General features: G+C 41.1%; 14 protein-coding genes. 9 read left to right on the top strand and 5 right to left on the bottom strand.

Annotation, left to right across the window (positions count from 1 at the left end; translation table 11 throughout):
- Positions 1–355 precede the first annotated feature (355 nt).
- Complete coding sequence (locus tag ACFFGV_RS12040; RefSeq protein WP_377348156.1) at positions 356–1,546, top strand: Alp7A family actin-like protein; 1,191 nt, start codon at positions 356–358, stop codon at positions 1,544–1,546.
- A gap of 11 nt (positions 1,547–1,557) precedes the next feature.
- Entirely contained in the window at positions 1,558–2,175 is a 618-nt protein-coding gene (locus tag ACFFGV_RS12035; protein ID WP_377348154.1) for a hypothetical protein, read from the top strand.
- Between the two features lie 182 nt (positions 2,176–2,357).
- Here ACFFGV_RS12035 and ACFFGV_RS12030 read toward each other — a convergent pair whose 3' ends face one another.
- Entirely contained in the window at positions 2,358–2,975 is a 618-nt protein-coding gene (locus ACFFGV_RS12030; protein WP_377348152.1) for a response regulator, read from the bottom strand.
- Positions 2,953–4,239: an ATP-binding protein gene (locus ACFFGV_RS12025; protein ID WP_377348150.1), complete on the bottom strand. Its 1,287-nt coding sequence runs from the start codon at positions 4,237–4,239 to the stop codon at positions 2,953–2,955. Before ACFFGV_RS12025 ends, ACFFGV_RS12030 begins: the two co-directional genes overlap by 23 nt.
- 301 nt (positions 4,240–4,540) lie before the next feature.
- Between ACFFGV_RS12025 and ACFFGV_RS12020 the strand changes: the two genes are divergently transcribed.
- A complete protein-coding gene (locus tag ACFFGV_RS12020) occupies positions 4,541–5,491 on the top strand; it encodes a Gfo/Idh/MocA family protein (protein ID WP_377348148.1) in 951 nt (316 codons plus the stop codon).
- Positions 5,492–5,541: 50 nt separating this feature from the next.
- Here the strand turns inward: ACFFGV_RS12020 and ACFFGV_RS12015 are convergent, their stop codons facing one another.
- Positions 5,542–7,167, bottom strand: a complete 1,626-nt coding sequence (locus ACFFGV_RS12015) for a lactate permease LctP family transporter (protein ID WP_377348146.1) — start codon at positions 7,165–7,167, stop codon at positions 5,542–5,544.
- 228 nt (positions 7,168–7,395) lie between these two features.
- Here ACFFGV_RS12015 and ACFFGV_RS12010 point away from each other — a divergent pair, with 228 nt between their 5' ends.
- Positions 7,396–8,298: an aldo/keto reductase gene (locus tag ACFFGV_RS12010; protein ID WP_377348144.1), complete on the top strand. Its 903-nt coding sequence runs from the start codon at positions 7,396–7,398 to the stop codon at positions 8,296–8,298.
- Positions 8,299–8,481: 183 nt separating this feature from the next.
- Here the strand turns inward: ACFFGV_RS12010 and ACFFGV_RS12005 are convergent, their stop codons facing one another.
- Entirely contained in the window at positions 8,482–9,819 is a 1,338-nt protein-coding gene (locus tag ACFFGV_RS12005) for an MFS transporter (protein ID WP_377348142.1), read from the bottom strand.
- A 163-nt stretch (positions 9,820–9,982) separates the two neighbouring features.
- Here ACFFGV_RS12005 and ACFFGV_RS12000 point away from each other — a divergent pair, with 163 nt between their 5' ends.
- The 3 genes from ACFFGV_RS12000 to ACFFGV_RS11990 all read left to right on the top strand — a co-directional run bounded on the left by ACFFGV_RS12000 (position 9,983) and on the right by ACFFGV_RS11990 (position 14,186).
- Positions 9,983–10,594, top strand: a complete 612-nt coding sequence (locus ACFFGV_RS12000) for a transporter (protein ID WP_377348140.1) — start codon at positions 9,983–9,985, stop codon at positions 10,592–10,594.
- 93 nt (positions 10,595–10,687) lie between these two features.
- Complete coding sequence (locus tag ACFFGV_RS11995; RefSeq protein WP_377348138.1) at positions 10,688–12,418, top strand: ABC transporter ATP-binding protein; 1,731 nt, start codon at positions 10,688–10,690, stop codon at positions 12,416–12,418.
- Positions 12,405–14,186, top strand: a complete 1,782-nt coding sequence (locus ACFFGV_RS11990) for an ABC transporter ATP-binding protein (RefSeq protein WP_377348136.1) — start codon at positions 12,405–12,407, stop codon at positions 14,184–14,186. Before ACFFGV_RS11995 ends, ACFFGV_RS11990 begins: the two co-directional genes overlap by 14 nt.
- Before the next feature lie 85 nt (positions 14,187–14,271).
- Here the strand turns inward: ACFFGV_RS11990 and ACFFGV_RS11985 are convergent, their stop codons facing one another.
- Positions 14,272–14,460 carry a small acid-soluble spore protein H gene (locus tag ACFFGV_RS11985; RefSeq protein ID WP_377348134.1) on the bottom strand — a complete coding sequence of 63 codons (189 nt, stop codon included), beginning with the start codon at positions 14,458–14,460 and terminating at the stop codon, positions 14,272–14,274.
- 284 nt (positions 14,461–14,744) lie between these two features.
- Here ACFFGV_RS11985 and helD point away from each other — a divergent pair, with 284 nt between their 5' ends.
- Together helD and ACFFGV_RS11975 are read left to right on the top strand one after the other, a co-directional pair.
- Entirely contained in the window at positions 14,745–17,084 is a 2,340-nt protein-coding gene (helD, locus tag ACFFGV_RS11980) for an RNA polymerase recycling motor HelD (RefSeq protein ID WP_377348132.1), read from the top strand.
- A 27-nt stretch (positions 17,085–17,111) separates the two neighbouring features.
- Positions 17,112–18,278 (top strand): iron-containing alcohol dehydrogenase, encoded by a 1,167-nt coding sequence (locus ACFFGV_RS11975; RefSeq protein ID WP_377348130.1) that lies wholly within the window; start codon positions 17,112–17,114, stop codon positions 18,276–18,278.
- Positions 18,279–18,310: the final 32 nt, after the last annotated feature.

Genomic DNA, 18,310 nt, shown 5'->3' with positions numbered 1-18,310 from the left:
AATTGTCAGAAATCTATTGTGATTAGAGAGGGATAAGTAGGTGTAGTAGCAGAGAGATTTATGGGTGCTGTCGACAGTCAGGAGAATAAATTTAGAATGTATACATTAAAGTAAACGTGTAAACAAAAAGAAAACATAATGTATACAAAAGTGTAAACAAGTAAACAAAATCGTACACTTGTTGGTATAAAGGTATGTGTACAATATTGAATACATGTGTACAACAATAGACTAATTGTTTACAAATTTGTGTACAAAAGGGCGTGCTCCAAACGACTGATTGACTATTATAGGAATCTTCTATATTTTAGAAGTGTAACCAAAAAATAAGTGTGCTATTGAAAGGAAGGATCATATGAGTCAATCGAGAGTAGCTGCAGTTGATGTAGGTAACGATGCTCTAAAAGGTTTGTATGGAGATTTAGATTCTGAATTATATATACCTAACGTAATTGCTAGAGACATAGAAGACCGACCTATTATCGGAATAGAAGATTTAGATACGAAGGACCCGCTTGATGGCCTCCACATTCGAGTTCACTCCCCTGCCCTTCAGGAAAACAACGTTATTTACCGTGTAGGAAACCTAGCAACTAAAAGTGATAATGCTTCTGAATTAGACCCTGGTAGCAGTAAATCAGAGGAAGACCAGACATTAATAATGCTGTTTGCATCCTTAGCATTAGATGCAGTACAGGATAAGAATGAAAAACAGTTCAAGCAGAACAACGGTGTTGTCGAAGCGTCATACACACTAGGGACAGGCTTGCCGTTAAGAGAGGTAAAAGAAGGTAAGGATGTAGGCTACCGATCTCAGCTGCTAGGCTCTGTACACCAGGTAGAGTTCTTAGTGACGCCTAAGCATCAAGGTAAGAAAGTCAACATCAAGTTTGACGATGTGAAGGTGTATCCGGAAGGGTTTGCTTCCTTTATTAATCTAGTAATGGATAACAACCTAAACATTACTAATAAAGATTTGATAGATAAGCGAATTATTATTCAGGACATTGGCGGACTTTCCACTGATATCGCAGTAATCAAAGATAGAAACGTAGATGATGATAAAGCGCAAGGCTTTAATATTGGTGTTGCGGAATCATTAGAGAAAATTAGAGAAGAAATTCGCACAAAACACGGAGTGGAACTAGACAGTCGTCGTGATGTAATTGATATTATTACGAAGAAAAATGATCGTAACCATATCATGGTCAAGGGTAGTCGTACGAGTGTTCATGACATTACCGACCGTATTCTATTGGAGCTTGCTAAGAAGCAGTACCGACATCTGCGTAACGTTTGGCAGAAAAACTCCCAGACGGAAATTGCCTACTTTGTTGGCGGCGGGTCTATTGTGTTAAAAGAATATCTTAAATCATTAAACAATAAGCTAGATGGGTATAATATTGATTTCTTTGAGGATGAGAAAGAAAGTATTTGGATGATGGCGAATGCTTATTACAAGCTCATTAAAGACTTCCGTCGTAAAAACGGTTTAGAGCAGCAGCCAAAGAAAGGTGATAAAGAGCACGCTACGTCCTCTAAGTAAGGTGATATGAAATGAAGCAGAACAGGATTGAGAGGGGACAAGCTATTACGTTTCGTATCCCTTCAGACACACCTGACCATATATTGCGCCAATTGCAGCAATTAAAAGAGACCGAACGCAGGAATTTTTCGAGCACTATCGCCGATTACGTCATAAAAGGGGTTAGTCAGTCTGCTTCAACAGATAGGGAGACTCTGAATATACCCTTACCAAAGCCGTTAACCAAAGCTCAAAGGGACTGGGTTAAGCATGAATACTCAGAAGCTTTGCTCGGCAGTATTATCTATCAATTGATTACCGACCCAGTCAGATCAAGCGCACTCCTGGCCTCTATGACGAGTAATTCATTAGATATTAATGAAGCACTCTATTTACAGGAGCAAGAATATCGAGAGCACCAAGAGCCGGAGACCGTTTCTGAGGGTCACAGTGAAGAAGAAGCATCTCAAGACGAACACCATGTTCTAGCAGACTGGAATACGATGGAGCAAGCATCAGACGATGACTTGGATAATATATCGTGGGAGAACATGAGTGAAGAGCTGGAAGAGGAAGATTCTTCAGAAGAGCAAAGTGAGGTATCTGCTGAAGATTTTCTAGGCGGATTTCTTGATAAGTTAAATAAATAGCAATAAAAAAATGCCGTATCACATATAATGTGATGCGGCATTTTCAATTTGACAAAAATGGACATAGAATTAAAGTGTCGAATGTGTTATATTCCTGTCTTATATAGAAGAATCGACAATACACCCTGTCGAACATTGTTTCATGTGAAACATGTAGAAAAATATACCTCAGAGTAAAAAGCCTACACATACCATTGGTAGAGTTTTTTGGGCCGCCCTACTTTTTGATGACTAAGAACTTGCTTCACTTTCCCTTCGTCTAGAAGATACATTAAGTATCTGTAGACGGTAGGATAGGCTAAATTGATCTTCTTGGACAAATCGTCAACAGCAATAGGCTGCTGCTGCTCCTTTAAAAAAACTGATATATGATGAAGTGTTTGATGACTAATTCCTTTTGCGGTATATGGCTCATCATCGTTCTTTTGGATTTGTCGTATATTAGATAGCTGAACATGAAGCTGTATTCGTGAGATCATGTCAGGTGCCTTAACTGGCTTTAAAGCGAAGTCTGTTGCGCCGTCTTCAAGAAATTGATCGGCAATTTCTTGGCGCTCATCAACAGTTAAGACAAGAATAGGGGTTTGGACATCTCTTTTTCTAATTTCTCTTACTGTCTCTAATCCATCCATTTCAGGCATATGGTAGTCCACTAGAACGATATCATATGGATTAGTTCGGAAAGCCTCTAGTCCTTGTTTTCCGTTCTCCGCAGTATCTGCATCCCATCCAGCATGCTTACAAATTTCTGTAAGCATATACCTCAAGGAAGCATCATCATCCACGATTAGAATCTTCATAACGTACACGCTCCTTTGACAAAAGTATCCAAAATGTAGTGCCTTTTTGTTTGCTGCTTTGTATATGTAAGCTTGCCTCGTGTTCTTCCACAACATTTTTGACAAAAGTAAGACCGACACCAGGATGAGATTTGGTACTATACCCAGGGTTAAAGATATTTTTTTGCTCCCCTTTGGTCATTCCTTTCCCATTATCCTCAACCCCGAGCCAGATCCCTTGCTGATCCTCGAAGGTATGGATGGTGATATGGGCTTCAGCCGTTTCCATGACGGCATCACAAGCGTTATCAATTAGATTAATAATCGCTCGTGTCATTCGAATCTTATTAATATATATTTCAGTTTGCTCGTTTGCTTCTAATTGAAAGTGAAAGGAGATATCGTCATAGGACAATTTATTTGCACGCACGTATTCAATAAGGCGTTTAACGGTTGTCCAATTCTTTCGTTCCTTATAGAGAATCTCAGATACCATATTACTTGTCGATTGGATAGAATCTGAAATTTTATCCGTATAATCCAGTATTTCTTGATCCTTTGATTTTAATTGAATTAAAGAGTTCAGCCCTTCTATTAAGGCAAGAGGTGTTTTCAAATCATGAACGAGATGTAATGCTTCTCGGCCTGATCTTGATTCAATCATTTCCCCACGAGCAATGGTTAAATCCTTCTCTATTAAAGAGGTTTTTTCCGATACGCTTAAATAAATAGCCAATACTAGGGCGTTAACTACGAAGATGATACACAAGACCAAACTATAAAAAGAAAGGGTCCCTTGAAAGCTGAGCGCTTCAGCAGAATCCTTCACCTGAGTAGATAACGGACCGCCTCCAAAACCATAGCTGCTTAAGTAGGTAACTGTATCTAACCATTGCAGTCCAAACAGCAATTGGGTTAGGACAAAGGATTTGAAAACTGGGCGAAGTCTCCCTTTAGCAAGATACTGAATTAAAACCGTAGAGACTAATAAAAGCATGGCAGTACCACCGAAATGATAGTCTAATGAGTTGTACAGATTAATTACGAAATAAACTATCGGGATAACAAAGAGTGGAACAGCTACCTTTAACCACCTTTTTTGAAGCTTAAAGGCTAATTCATGACCCAACAATAAGGCTCCAATATAATGAGGCAGGGCACGCAGCGTATTCAGAAAAACTAATGAGAAAGCTGTCATCATAAGTGTGCTTCCGTCGGGGTTTTTCTGTAATGCTTGTACCTGACCTGTTAACCCAACCTGGTCAGCGCTTAGCCATAACGGCATAGTCGCACCTATTATAATCAATAGGATATAAATCCAAATACTTTTCAGTGACGATAACCTTGTAATGAAAGCAGCCAGCTCTCCTTTCCCAATATTCTAAAACATTAATATCAATCACTCTACCACATCTCTCCTGGTATTTTAATATAGATAGGAAAAATTTATACAAATTTACAAATAGACGATTAAAGATGCACTCCAAGTCGAGTGGTGATAGGAGAAACGGCTAGTGTAAATATGGTACGGTAAGAGTAGGATATTATTTCCTAATCCATACTTGATTTAAAGGGAGGAATTGAAAATGAAATGGGGAATACTAGGAGCAGCTAATATTGCGAGAAAAGCTGTCATACCTGCAATACAACGAGCGGGAGCTGACGTAGTAGCTATAGCCAGCCGAAGTGGATCGGCAGAAGAGATGGCAGAGGAGTTTGGAATACCAAAAAGCTATGGAAGCTATGAGGAGTTACTAAATGATCAAGAAATAGAGGCTGTATATATCCCTGTTCCGAATCATTTACATAAGCAGTGGACCATTACAGCTGCAGAAGCTGGGAAGCATATTCTATGTGAGAAGCCAGCGGCATTGACCCATGACGATACAAAGCAAATGTTAGAGAGCTGCAAGGAGAATAATGTCTATTTCCTTGAGGCGTTTATGTATCAGTTTCACCCTCAGCATGAACGAGTAAAAGAGCTGATTATTGCCGGGGAAATTGGACAGGTTCAATTTATGAAGGCTAGCTTTTCTTTTCTGTTTGATAAATCAACGAACAATATTAGACTAGAAGCAGATAAAGGAGGAGGGGCGTTATGGGATGTAGGATGCTATGGAATACATTCATCCATGAAAATTCTTCAGTCCACTCCTAAAACAGCACAAGGGCTCCTGCATATGGATCAGAAGCATCAAGTAGATACTACAACCTTTGTACAATTAGAAATGGAAAATGGAACGATGGCACAAATTGATTGTAGCTTTGATGCTCCGATGCGACAGGCATATGAGGTGATTGGTACAAACGGGACTATTAAGGTTCCGCGTGCCTACCGACCAGATAAAGATGATCATGAAGGGTTAATTCAACTGGAGAATCAAAATGGCGCGTACGAAGAAAAGGTGTATGGAGATCAATATAAATTACAAATAGAGACACTGGAGCATGCTATTGCTAACAATGAATCATTGGAGAAGTATCATGAACTTACGTTGGAAAATAGCCGAATATTAGAAGAATTATATCGTACGTAACTAAAGAGGCGGTCTGGTATAGCTAACCTAGACCGCCTCTATTATTTTCTTCAAATGAATAAGGTTTGACCAAACGTGACGATGCCGGTCACTAGTAGGAACACCATGCTGTATTTTAAAGTAAATCGAAACAGTTCAGCTTCTTGTCCAACTAATCCAACTGCACCAGAAGCTACGGCAATGGACTGAGGAGACAGCATTTTTGCCATCACACCTCCGGAGGTATTGGCAGCAACTAAGATTAGCGGAAGTACACTGATTTGCTCAGCTGTAATTTGCTGCAGACTACCAAATAGTGCGTTGTTAGATGTTACGGACCCTGTTAAAAATACACCAATCCAGCCTAGAACAGGGGATAAGAAAGGAAAATAATCAGATGTCGCCGCTAGCGCTAATCCTAATGTGGAAGATTGCCCTGAATAATTTGCGATAAAGGCAAATCCAAGAACCATCATAATGGTAAAGATGGGCTTCGCCAGCTCTTGCATAGTTTCCCGAAGTGTTTCGAGGGCGGCTTTAATAGGAATCTTTAACATAATTATGGAAAGCACGGCTGCAAGCAGAATGGCAGTACCTGTAGCAGAGATAAGATCAAGCTTAAGCACAGCAGCATATGGAGTTTGTTCTGTTACGATAGGCTGTGCTTTTAGAACTAGGTTATGGAGATTTGGCATAGGGATATGGAGGATAGTATTTGCCAGCACCCCGCCTTCAGTAAATAACCGCTTAAAGGGCTGAAGACTCCATATAGTAACCATTAAAGTAAGTGCAATAAAGGGGGACCATGCTTTCGCAATCATTTTTCCTGTTAAGTGAGGTATCTCCGTTTTATCGGCTTGCTGTGCTCCTAAAAGCATTGCTTCTTTTGGCTGCCATACTTTTGTAAATAGAGCAAGTACTACGAGACTAAAAATGGCTGACGTGATGTTAGGTAATTCTGGTCCTATAAAGGTTACCGTCAAGTACTGAGCAATAGCATAAGAGGCACCAGATACTAATGCAGCAGGCCACAGCTGACTAATTCCTTTCATGCCATCCAAAATCATTAATAACAGAAATGGGACTGTAAATGATATGAGAGGTAAGGAAGTTCCTAAAAATTGTCCGATGATTTTTGGGTCGATGCCACTAACTTGTCCTGCGACAATTACAGGAATACCCATGGCACCGAATGCCCCGGAGGCAGTATTAGCAATTAAGCATAACCCTGCAGCCTGTAACGGTTTAAATCCTAGTCCTACCAGTAATGCGGCAGTAATAGCGATAGGAGCTCCAAATCCTGCTGCACCTTCCAAAAAAGCATTGAAGGAAAACGCTACTAACAGCATCTGTATTCTAGCATCATTTGATATAGAGGAAATGGAAGTACGAATAATAGTAAATTGTCCACTTTTAACAGATAGTTTATATAAATACACAGCAGTAATGACAATATAGCTAATGGGCCAAAAGGAGAAGGCAAACCCATAGCCTGCAGCTTCTGTTGCCATATGAACAGGCATATTGTAGATACTTATTGCAATAAGGAAAGATAAAGCTACCGTTAAGAAAGAGGCAACGGTTCCTTTAATTTTAAATACGGTTAAGGCAAGAAAGAAGAATATAATAGGAATAGCGGCTAATACAGCAGATAACCAAATGTTGTTTAGTGGATCGTACGCTTGAACCCAAGTCATTATCTATCACCCTTATAAATAGTTTATGTGAATTATTTCACATATTCATTGTAACGCTTCGCAATAAAAGTGGTAAGTGCAAAAGAATGATGAAAAGGCTTGCATTTACTGCGTTTAAGTAAATGTCATCGTTTGGACAAATTGAAAGCGTTCTAATAGATTTTTGTTGTTCTATGCATTAAAGTAATCGTGTAAGCAAGATTAGTTTTAGGGTTGGAGGGTTACATAATGGAGCGAATTAAACTAGCAGCTGACTTATCACTATCGCGTATTATTCACGGAGAGTGGCGTTTATCTGATTGGAATTATACAGATGAAGAATTACTGGAGTTAATAGAGCATTGCTTGGAGCTTGGAATTACTACGTTTGACCATGCTGATATTTACGGAAGCTATACGTGTGAATCTATATTTGGGCGTGCATTAGCAAAAAAACCAGAATTAAGAGAACGGATGGAAATTGTCACCAAATGCGGCATTGTCTTAGAGTCTCCCAATCGACCAGACCATCAATCACATCATTACAATACGAGTAAAGCCCATATCAAACAGTCCGTTGAGAATTCCCTGCAAAGTCTAGGCACGGATTACATTGACCTTCTGTTAATCCATCGACCTGATCCTTTCATGGATCCAGAAGAGGTGGCTGACGCTTTTCATGAGTTAAAGCAAGAAGGGAAAGTACGTCACTTCGGGGTTTCTAATTTCAAGCGCCATCAATTGAATATGCTCCAGTCGTTCCTGAATATCGAGCTTGTTACGAATCAAGTTGAATTATCGGCATACGAGCTTGAGAATATTCAGGATGGAACACTTGACCTTTGTATGGAGAAACGAATGGCACCTATGGCATGGTCACCTTTAGGTGGGGGAAATATCTTTACGAGCGAAGAGGAAAAGGCAGTACGTCTTCGAGCTGCGTTAACAAAAGTTGCTGGTGAGATAGATGCCGGTGGGATAGATGAGGTTCTGTATGCATGGTTATTAAATCACCCTGCAAACATTATGCCGATTGTTGGCTCAGGTAAGACGTCAAGAATTGATAGTGCTGTTTCGGCACTGAATCACACCCTAACGAGGGATCAGTGGTTCGAAATCTACACTGCCTCCATGGGACACGATATCCCATAATTCGTACGTTGGTACCTGTCGAATTTTAAATAAGCAACAAATTGTGATAAAAGCCATGACTGTCGAACCAGTCATGGCTTTTGTCGATTTATTATACTGATTCACTTATGACATAATATGACGTGCTCTAAGCATTATCTAAAACTTCATGTAAAGCGATTAGCCTTTTTAAAACCCCTTTTCTCATTCCTCACTATACCTCAATAAAAACCTCAGTCCAAAGGAAATTAGCATAATAAGCAACAAGAATAAAAAGGTATATTGAAAGGACGGAATGGAGTATGGCTCTGCTCCAAGCTCTAGGAATAAACTTGCGAACACTGGTCCTGAAGCTGCACCTACGAATTGAATCAACTGCTTTAACCCTATACCTGACCCAATTAACTCATCCGGCAGAAAGCGAGATACTTCGTTAGTCGTACTAGATGACAGGCTTGAGAATCCGAAGCTTGTAAACATATACCCTATCATAATCATATATTCGTTGACAGGGGATAGGAAATAGAATACTAGCGTCGAGATGGTTAACAGAATGTGGGCAAGTAATATGATTCGACTATTCCCAAATCGATCAATAAGTCTGCCTACATAGATAGCAGCAACAGCTGATAATAACGCACCCGGGAATATTATGAATCCTACAGTGGTCGGGCTCTTATCATATACGTTTTGCAGCATGAGTGGCATGATGACCAGGATAGCAAAATGAGTGCTGAAGCCAAGGTAGCTCATATATAGGATGATGCGGTAGTGTTTATATTTCAATAGCTCTGGCTGAATAAATGGCAGTTTCATTCGGTGGATACGCCGCCACAATCCAAACAATACAGCAAGGCCTACTACAAGATAATACCAGGTGAACGTTGAGATGAATAATAGAAACGATGTCACGCTTATCCCTGTTAAGAAGGCACCTGTAATATCAAATCTCCCTTTTTGCAATTGTTCATTAGGCAGCATGTTATAGAGAATTGGAATAAGCAGAACGACAATTAAGGTAAACAGGAATAAGTAATTCCAGTTTAGCTGGTCTGTAATAGCTCCTCCAACCACCGGACCCAAGCCAAATCCTAAGGAGGACGCAGAGGCAACAAACGCCATGGCCCTGCCACGGATGCTGTATGGTACATACCTTCCTGCGAACACATAGGAAAGCCCTGGAATGGCTGCAGCGCCGGCTGCTTGAAAAAGACGAGAGGCAATTAACCAAACAAAATGGTTAGTAAAGAAGCCTGCAAAAGAGGCTATACCAAATAGCGTCATTCCTATGATTAGTAATCTTCGTAACGGTACGTAGTCAGATAATCTTGTATAACCAATTGTGAAGATTGCGAGTACAATAGAGTAGCCAGATACAACCCATGCTCCTTCGGATGGTGTAAGGGAAAAGTCGTCCAGTACATTTGGTAATGCCACGTTAAACATAGTTGTGTTCATGACCACAAGCCACACAGCCAGGCTCAACACCAATACTGTTTGAAAAGCGTGCTTTGTTTGTTCTGATGATTGGTCTTGCTGCATTTCTTCTCCCTCCTGTTTGTATCCGTAAGTATCGGTTTGAACACTCGAAGAATATATCACAATATAGTTGGAATGAAAATTATTATGATTGTTCATGCAATAAGACGGGTGACGGGAAGTGATATAATATGGGGAGAGAGAACATCCTGTAGGAGGAAAGGTTATGGTTATTTTTCAACGCCTATATGAGGCAATAATGATAGTGTTAGTTATGTTCACCATTATGACCCTTTGGACGGAACAGTCCTATAATACGATGATTAATCGATTCGTATGGTTGGTATTCTTTATTGATTTTATTGTCCGTCTGTGGCGTGCGGACCAAAAATGGGATTTTATGAAGAGGAACCCTTTTCTCGTTATAGCAGTTATCCCTTTGGATCAGTTTTTTCAGGTAGCCCGTATTGTTCGTTTAATCTATTTATTTCGTATAAAAACCATTACTAAATATTACATTCAGCCCTTTATAGAGAAAATCACCTATCAGTCTAAGGTGGTAATCGTAGCAGGATTCCTTGGGGTGCTAGCCATCCAGGCTATTATTCTATGGAATGTGGAGGCTAATATTACCTCGCTATGGATGTCATCCAGCTTGGTTATGCAGCAGCTAATGTTCTTTGGTCATCGCAGCATTGAAGTTGATCAAACCATCACGCTCTGGTTCTTTGTATTTACTTCTATTCTTGGTGTGCTGCTTCACGGTCTGGCATTGCAGTGGGTTTTTAGTAAACTTGAGCCGGTCTTTCATCAGATAAAAAAATCCTTCGAATCGTGAAGTTGAACGAAACATAAGTATGAAAAGAGGACCCTGCATAAAAATTTAGAATGTTTTTGAGTCATGAGCTAGATTCGCTGTTGGGGGTGGCGCATGAAAACAGTGTGGCAATATGTTATCCAGTATAGAGGCTCTGTGGCGATTGCCATAGTATTAATGATAATTGAATTACTTGTGGAATTATCCCAGCCGCTAGTAATGGGAATTATTATTGATCAAGGAATTATGAAGGGGGAAATGGAGGTGGTAGGGAAGTGGGGGCTTCTCCTGTTGTCTCTCTCTTTCCTTGCCTTCGTTTGTGGGATTGTAAACTCCTTTTATGCTGCGAGGGTAAGCCAAGGAACTGGATATGACATACGGAGAGATGTGTTTACGAAAATTCAAACCTTCACCGCAGCACAGTTTCAGCGGTTTCCTGCATATTCGTTAATTACAAGGCTTACAAACGACGTGACACATCTGCAAACCCTTGTGTTTATGATACTGCGTATTATGCTGAGAGCTCCTTTATTTATCATCGGTGCACTCATCATGGCCTTAACTGTACATATGAAGCTCGCGCTTATTCTCATCGCAGCTGTCCCAGTGCTATTTGGGTTTATGCTGTGGGTTTTAAAAAAAGGAATTAAATTGTTTCAGGAGGTGCAAACGAAGTTAGATACTGTGAATCATATGGTGAGAGAGAGCTTAACCAATATGAGGTTAATAAAAGCGTATAATCGGGCGGAGCATGAAGAACATCAATTTGACGAGCAGCATCTTCCTTTTATAGCCCATAATAAAAAAGCTTTACGAATGCTCGAATTAACCATGCCAGTAACGATGCTCGGTATGAATGTAGTCCTCATGTATGTGCTGTGGGTTGGTGCTTTCGATTTGAAGGCAGGAACTGCACAGCCAGGAGAAGTTGTAGCTGTATTGAATTATGGAACGAGGGTAATGTTCTCTTTCTCCGTGTTCTCCTTTTTAACGTCTGTTTTTTCAAGAGGAAAGGCTTCCGCTGACCGTCTGGAGGAGCTCTTAGGGGAGGCGGTGGATCAGCCGCCTATGGTACAACCAGATGAAGAGACAGAGATGAATGGAGAGCTTGTATTGGATGATGTATCGTTTTATTATCCAGGAAATAATGGTCCGGCTTTATCCGAGGTTTCCCTGCATATTCCCGCTAAATACACAGTAGGCGTAGTTGGAACGACCGGTTCTGGTAAAACTACCTTATTAAAACTACTTGCTTTGTTGTACACTCCCTCTACTGGGAGTGTGCTCGTGGATCATCAGCATGTGTCCTATGCCAATCGTTGGGCTTTGCAAAGACAAATAGGGCTGGTCACACAGGAGCCTCATTTATTCTCAGGAAGTATATATGACAACATTGCTTTCGGAGGAGAAAAAGAGGTGGGGGAAGTCATTCAAGCCGCTAAAAGCGCACATATCCACGACTTTATCCAATCGCTTCCAGAGGGCTATCACACAAAGGTAGGTCAAAAAGGGGTCAACTTATCAGGCGGGCAGAAGCAAAGAATTTCGTTAGCGAGAGCTCTTCTGGTAAAACCGGCTATTCTTTTACTTGATGATAGTACGAGTGCCTTGGATGCACAAACAGAAAAGCATGTCCTGGCTTCTATTAGCAATTTGGCATGTACGACTATTATGGTGAGTCAGAAAATTAGTACCATTCAGCATGCAGACATTATTTTCGTGCTTGAAAATGGAGCTTTGGATGCCAAAGGTACACATGGAGAGCTACTTAGGCAGAACAAGGTTTACCAAACGCTGTATCACTCTCAACAAAGCAGGGAGGAAGAGGGGCATGAGGTACTTTAGAAATCCATCACAAAGACGGAAGCCTCCTTCTATCCAACAGGGGAAGAAAACCCTCCGCCATATGTGGCATTATCTTCTAGGGGAAAAGGTGAAGTTGACGGTCGTGCTGCTTCTAGTTGGAATAAGCTCAGTATTGGCATTGTTAGGTCCTTACTTGCTTGGGCTCACTGTTGATTCGGCCGTGTCCAAGGCGCCAACGACTACGATCGGGTGGATGCTTCTTGCGCTATTGTCCTTATATGGTGTGCAGTACGGTGCCATTCTTCTGCAGAATTATTGGATGATTGGCATTGCACAGAATACCATTTATCACATGCGGAAGGATTTATATCAACATTTTCAGCAGGTAAAGCTCGCTTATTTTCAATCCAATCAGCATGGTGACTTAATGAGTAGGGCGACTAATGATTTAGAGAATGTTAGCAAGACGTTAAATTCTTCTGTTATCCAGTTTACTACCAGTATTATTACTCTGCTTGGGACGGCTGGCATGATGTTCTGGATTAGTCCGCTTCTGACCATATTGACCTTAACCATTGTTCCTGTATTAGTTATCGGAATGAAATGGATAACAAAGCGAACAGGTAGATATTACAAGGAACAACAGCTCTATTTAGGGGAAATGAATGGCTTTGTGGAAGAGTCACTGACTGGGCATGAAGTGATTACCCTTTTTGGAAGACAGGAGCAAACGGTAAACGAATTCCAACAGAAGAATGAGGCCTATCGGCACTCCAGCTATTGGGCGCAAACCTACACAGGCTTCATCCCAAAGCTGATGAACATGTTAAATAATGTGAGCTTTGCGGTTATTGTCGGAGTGGGCGGTGTGTTTGTGGTGAAAGGGTGGGTATCCATTGGCATGATTGTTACCTTTACGACATACTCGCGGCAGTTCACTAGGCCTCTCAATGACCTTGCTAATCAATACAATACAATCCTATCTGCAATCGCAGGAGCAGAGCGGGTGTTTCGCGTAATGGATGAACCCACAGAGATGGAGGAGGGTGATGGCATCCAGGTATCTCAACTGACTGGGCATGTTGCTTTTCAAGGCGTAACCTTTTGCTACGAGGGAGAGCAGGAAACGATTTCTAATGTTACCTTCCAAGCAAAGCCTGGAGAGTCCATTGCTTTGATAGGTCCTACCGGTGCTGGGAAAAGTACGATAATCTCTTTACTTGCTGGTTTTTACCTTCCTCAAGACGGAAGCATAATGCTGGATGGTTTTCCCCTAAGGCAATTAGATCGGCGAAGTGTGCGCAATTGTATAGGCACCGTATTGCAGGACTCTTTTCTCTTTTCCACCACTATCCGGGAAAATATTCGGTATGGTCGCCTTAATGCTACGAATGAGGAAGTAGAAGAAGCCGCGTATTTGGCGAATGCACACTCATTTATTGTGCAGCTGCCATTAGGGTATGATACCCTTATCCATCCAGACGGACAAAGTATCAGTCATGGACAAAGACAGCTTATTTCTATTGCAAGAGCGATGCTTGCTAATCCAGATATCCTTATTTTGGATGAAGCAACAAACAGTGTAGATACCATTACGGAAAATAAAATAAATGAAGCGCTGCATACATTGATGAAGGGGCGGACCAGTTTTGTCATAGCCCATCGCTTGCATACGATTCGGAGCGCCGATCAAATCCTTGTACTAGACCAAGGTGAGATTGTGGAGCAGGGCACCCACCAATCCTTGCTTGAAGAAAATGGTATGTATAAAGCTTTATTAAAACAGCAGCTTTCCACCAACATATAAACAAGCATTGACGTACAAAAAGAATAAGAGCTTGTAGAAAAAACAGCACTCTCTACAAGCTGAAGCATAATACAATATGCCTTTTCTAATGCTTATAATCCTCTTTCAAACTGCTTAATGGTACGTCTTCCTCGTTCTCAGGGTAATCCAGTGGGAATATTCTTGCGGATTGCTGCTGCTCATCCACGTGCTGGATATAAATCGGTACGCCATTATAAGAGACGTTCGCCATTACTGGGGAAGATGAAATCTCCTTAGCTCGATAATACTCCACAGCCCATCATCCTCCTTTCTATTGAATTCCTTAGTTATTGTGCAAGGTAACGAGTAAGCTTATACAATGATATAGGAGAAAGAAGGCTTATTTTCCTAACCTCACATCAAAAACAAGAAGGATGATTGGATAAAAAAGCTGATACCTTTTAGAATATAGAAAGAACATGATGTAAGAGATAAGCAATAAATAAAATAAGTGCAGGTCATGTCTATAGTTGTGTAAGAAGATTTTGGAGCTAACGCTAACCATATATAATAGATCGCTTCAGGGAGAGTGTTGATATGTCAAAAGAAAAGCATGAAGATTGGCAGCTGGAGCAGCAGCGAGTAGATAAAGTTGTCGAAGAGATTGATCAAAAACAAGAAACCCTTCAAAACAAAATAGGCGGTGTGAAGGGAGAGGTAATAGACCTTCGGGAAAATTTCTTTGAGGATATTACAGTGAATATGGATGAGCCTGATGATGTACTCGAAACACACAATAGTATTCGTCAGCAGGCCGAATTACTAGGAGAACGGGAACGCAGCCACCGGCATTTTTATGACCAGTTAAAGACGTTGAAGCGTTTAAAGAACTCGCCTTATTTCGGTCGTATTGACTTTCATGAGGATGGAGATAAAGAAGGACAAGCGGTGTACATAGGGCTCGCCTCCTTGATGGATCAGGAGGAGGAGCATTTCCTCATATATGATTGGCGTGCACCTATATCGAGCCTTTATTATGACTACTCTCCAGGTCGGGCAGCATATATGACTCCTGAGGGAGAAGTGGAAGGGGATATGACACTCAAGCGTCAGTTTATTATCCGCAACAGTGAATTAAAAGGGGTGTTTGATACAGGAGTAACGATTTGGGACGACCTTCTCCAAGAGGTGTTAGGTGGTAATGTCAGCACAAGGATGAAGAGTATTGTGTCCACCATTCAGAAGGAGCAGAATGAAATAATCCGGTATAACAAAAAAAGGTATTTGCTTGTGCAAGGTGTAGCAGGGAGCGGTAAAACCTCAGCAGCACTGCAGCGGGTTGCCTATCTTCTATACCGATACCGTGGCAGTATTCAGGCAGACCAAATTATGCTCTTTTCTCCTAACCCTATGTTTAATAGCTATGTTGCGAATGTTCTCCCTGAATTAGGGGAAGACAATATGCAGCAAACCACCTTTTTGGAGTATATAGATAAACGATTATCTGACCGATTTGATTATGAGGATGTCTATTCCCAACTAGAATACTTGCTGACGTCAAAGAAGGATGAGGCTTATACATTAAGGTTCAATGGGATTCAATATAAAGCGAGTCTTTCCTTTAAAGCTCTCGTCGACAATTATTTAAAGGATCTTACCAAAGCGGGAATGGTCTTCCGAAATATTAAATTCAAAGGAAAAACCATAGTGGCTAAAGAGGAGATAAGGGATTATTTTTATAGCCTGGATGATGCTATATCCACTCCAAATGCTATGGAAATGCTCGTTTCCTGGATACTGCAGCAGGTAAAAGCCTTTGAAAAAAAGGAACGCACTAAAGGGTGGGTAGAGGAAGAAATTCAGCACCTTAGCAAAGAGGATTATTTAAAAATTCACCACCAAACACAAGCAGGATACCGTGGAAATGAGGATACGTTTGACGACCACATACGTGAACAGAGAATTCTTTCAAAGGCTGTCGTGCAAAAATATATGAAGCCGCTTAAACGAAAAATTCAACAGCTTCAATTTGTGCATATGGAGGAAATCTATAAAAATGTGTTTCAGTACCACCCGAGCGACGCCCCGGCGGACTGGGCTGCTATTGCAGAGGATACCATTCAAGCATTGGAAGAGAAGAAGCTGTACCATGAAGACGTTACCCCTTTTCTGTACTTAGAGGATCAAATAAAAGGAGTCCATGTGTACACGAATATTCGTTACCTGTTTATTGATGAAGCCCAGGATTACTCACCATTTCAATTTGCATTTCTGAAGCAATTGTTTCCATATAGTCGAATGACAATTTTAGGTGACTATAATCAGGCTATAAACGCTCACAACGTCACAACTCCTAATCCTTTATCGGAGGACATGCATAACCAGGAAGAAATGGAGAAGTTAACGCTGCTTCGCAGTTATCGTTCCACCAAACCAATTGTAGAGTTTACAAAGCATATTGTAGCAGGAGGCGAGGACATTGAACCGTTTAACCGTGACGGAATTAGTCCAACTGTTACAAGAGTACAGGATGCGGCAACTCATATGGAGACGATAGAACAGCATATACAGGCAATGCAGAACAAGGAATATGAAACGATAGCCATCATATGTAAGACTGCCAATGAAAGTCGTCATGCCTATGATGCACTAAAGCATGATTTCGATGTGAAGCTAATGGATAAAGACCATTATACATTCGAAAAAGGTCTGATGATTATTCCGGCTTATCTTGCTAAAGGGATAGAATTTGATGCTGTACTTCTGTTTAATGCTTCAAAGGAGCAGTACAGTGAAGAATTAGAACGTAACCTGTTCTATACAGCCTGCACAAGAGCTATGCACGAGCTTCATCTTGTGTCGTTCGGAGAATACTCACCGTTTATAACAGCGGCGAATCATAATACCTACGAAGCTATTACAATTCCAAGTAAATAATTATTCGTGCCAGGAGGACGGACACCTATGAACACATTTTTACAATACAATCCAACCCGACTTTATTTTGGGGAGAAGCAAATACAACAAATCCAAGCAGAGCTAGGAGATCAACAACGTAACGTATTAGTTGTATATGGAGGAGGAAGCATTAAACGAAATGGGGTGTATGAGGAAGCCTTACACCAGCTTCATTCTATCAATGCCAATGTTTTTGAGTTATCTGGAGTGGAGCCAAACCCTCGACTCACCACTGTCCAAAAGGGAGTGGAGATATGCAAACAGGAACACATTGATTTCCTGCTCGCCATTGGAGGAGGAAGCGTAATTGATTGTACGAAGGCTATTGCAGCAGGAGCAATGTACGACGGGAATCCTTGGGATCTTTTCACTCAAGTGGCACCAGTGGAAAATGCTCTCCCATTTGGGACAGTTTTAACACTTGCAGCAACTGGATCGGAGATGAATCAGGTTTCTGTAATCACAAATTGGGATACCCATGACAAAATTGGCTGGAGCTCACCATACGTATTTCCAACCTTTTCTATACTAGATCCTCATTATACGAAGTCTGTACCATTGGATCAAACTATCTATGGGATTGTGGACAGCATGTCTCACGCCCTGGAACACTATTTCCATCGTACAGATAATACACCGATGATCGATGGATTTATTGAGTCGTTACTGCGCACAGCTATACAAAATGGTCCAAAGCTCGTAGAGAATCCTGACTCCTTCCAGTACAGAGAAACCATGATGTACATTAGTACGACTGCATTTAACGGAACTCTTTCTAACGGAACGGATGGAGGAGACTGGGCTACCCACCGGATAGAGCACGCATTGTCAGCTGTCTATGATATTCCTCATGGTGGAGGTTTGGCTATTTTATTCCCTAATTGGCTGGAGCATGTTCTAGAAGACGATCCAAGTCGAGTTAAACAGCTGGCGATTAATGTATTAGGTGTTAGTGAAGAAGGAAAGTCAGATAAAGATATTGCTAAAGAAGGAGCGAAAGCCTTGAGGCAATTTTGGAATAATCTCGGTGCACCAAGCAGGCTGGCGGACTATAATATTGATGATACGCATTTCACTGACATTATAGAAAAGACCTTTATCAAACCGGGAGTAGGAACATATAAAGAAATGGATAAGGATAGCGTCCACGATATCCTCCGTCGCTCCTTGTAAAGTAATAGAGGAGGTGCGTGGTAAGAGCGTAC

Origin of the sequence: Pontibacillus salicampi, from assembly GCF_042434395.1 — a bacterium.
In the GTDB taxonomy this organism is placed as follows: domain Bacteria; phylum Bacillota; class Bacilli; order Bacillales; family BH030062; genus Pontibacillus; species Pontibacillus salicampi.
Note: the sequence above shows the minus strand (reverse complement) of the source record. Positions and strands in the feature narration are given on the sequence as shown.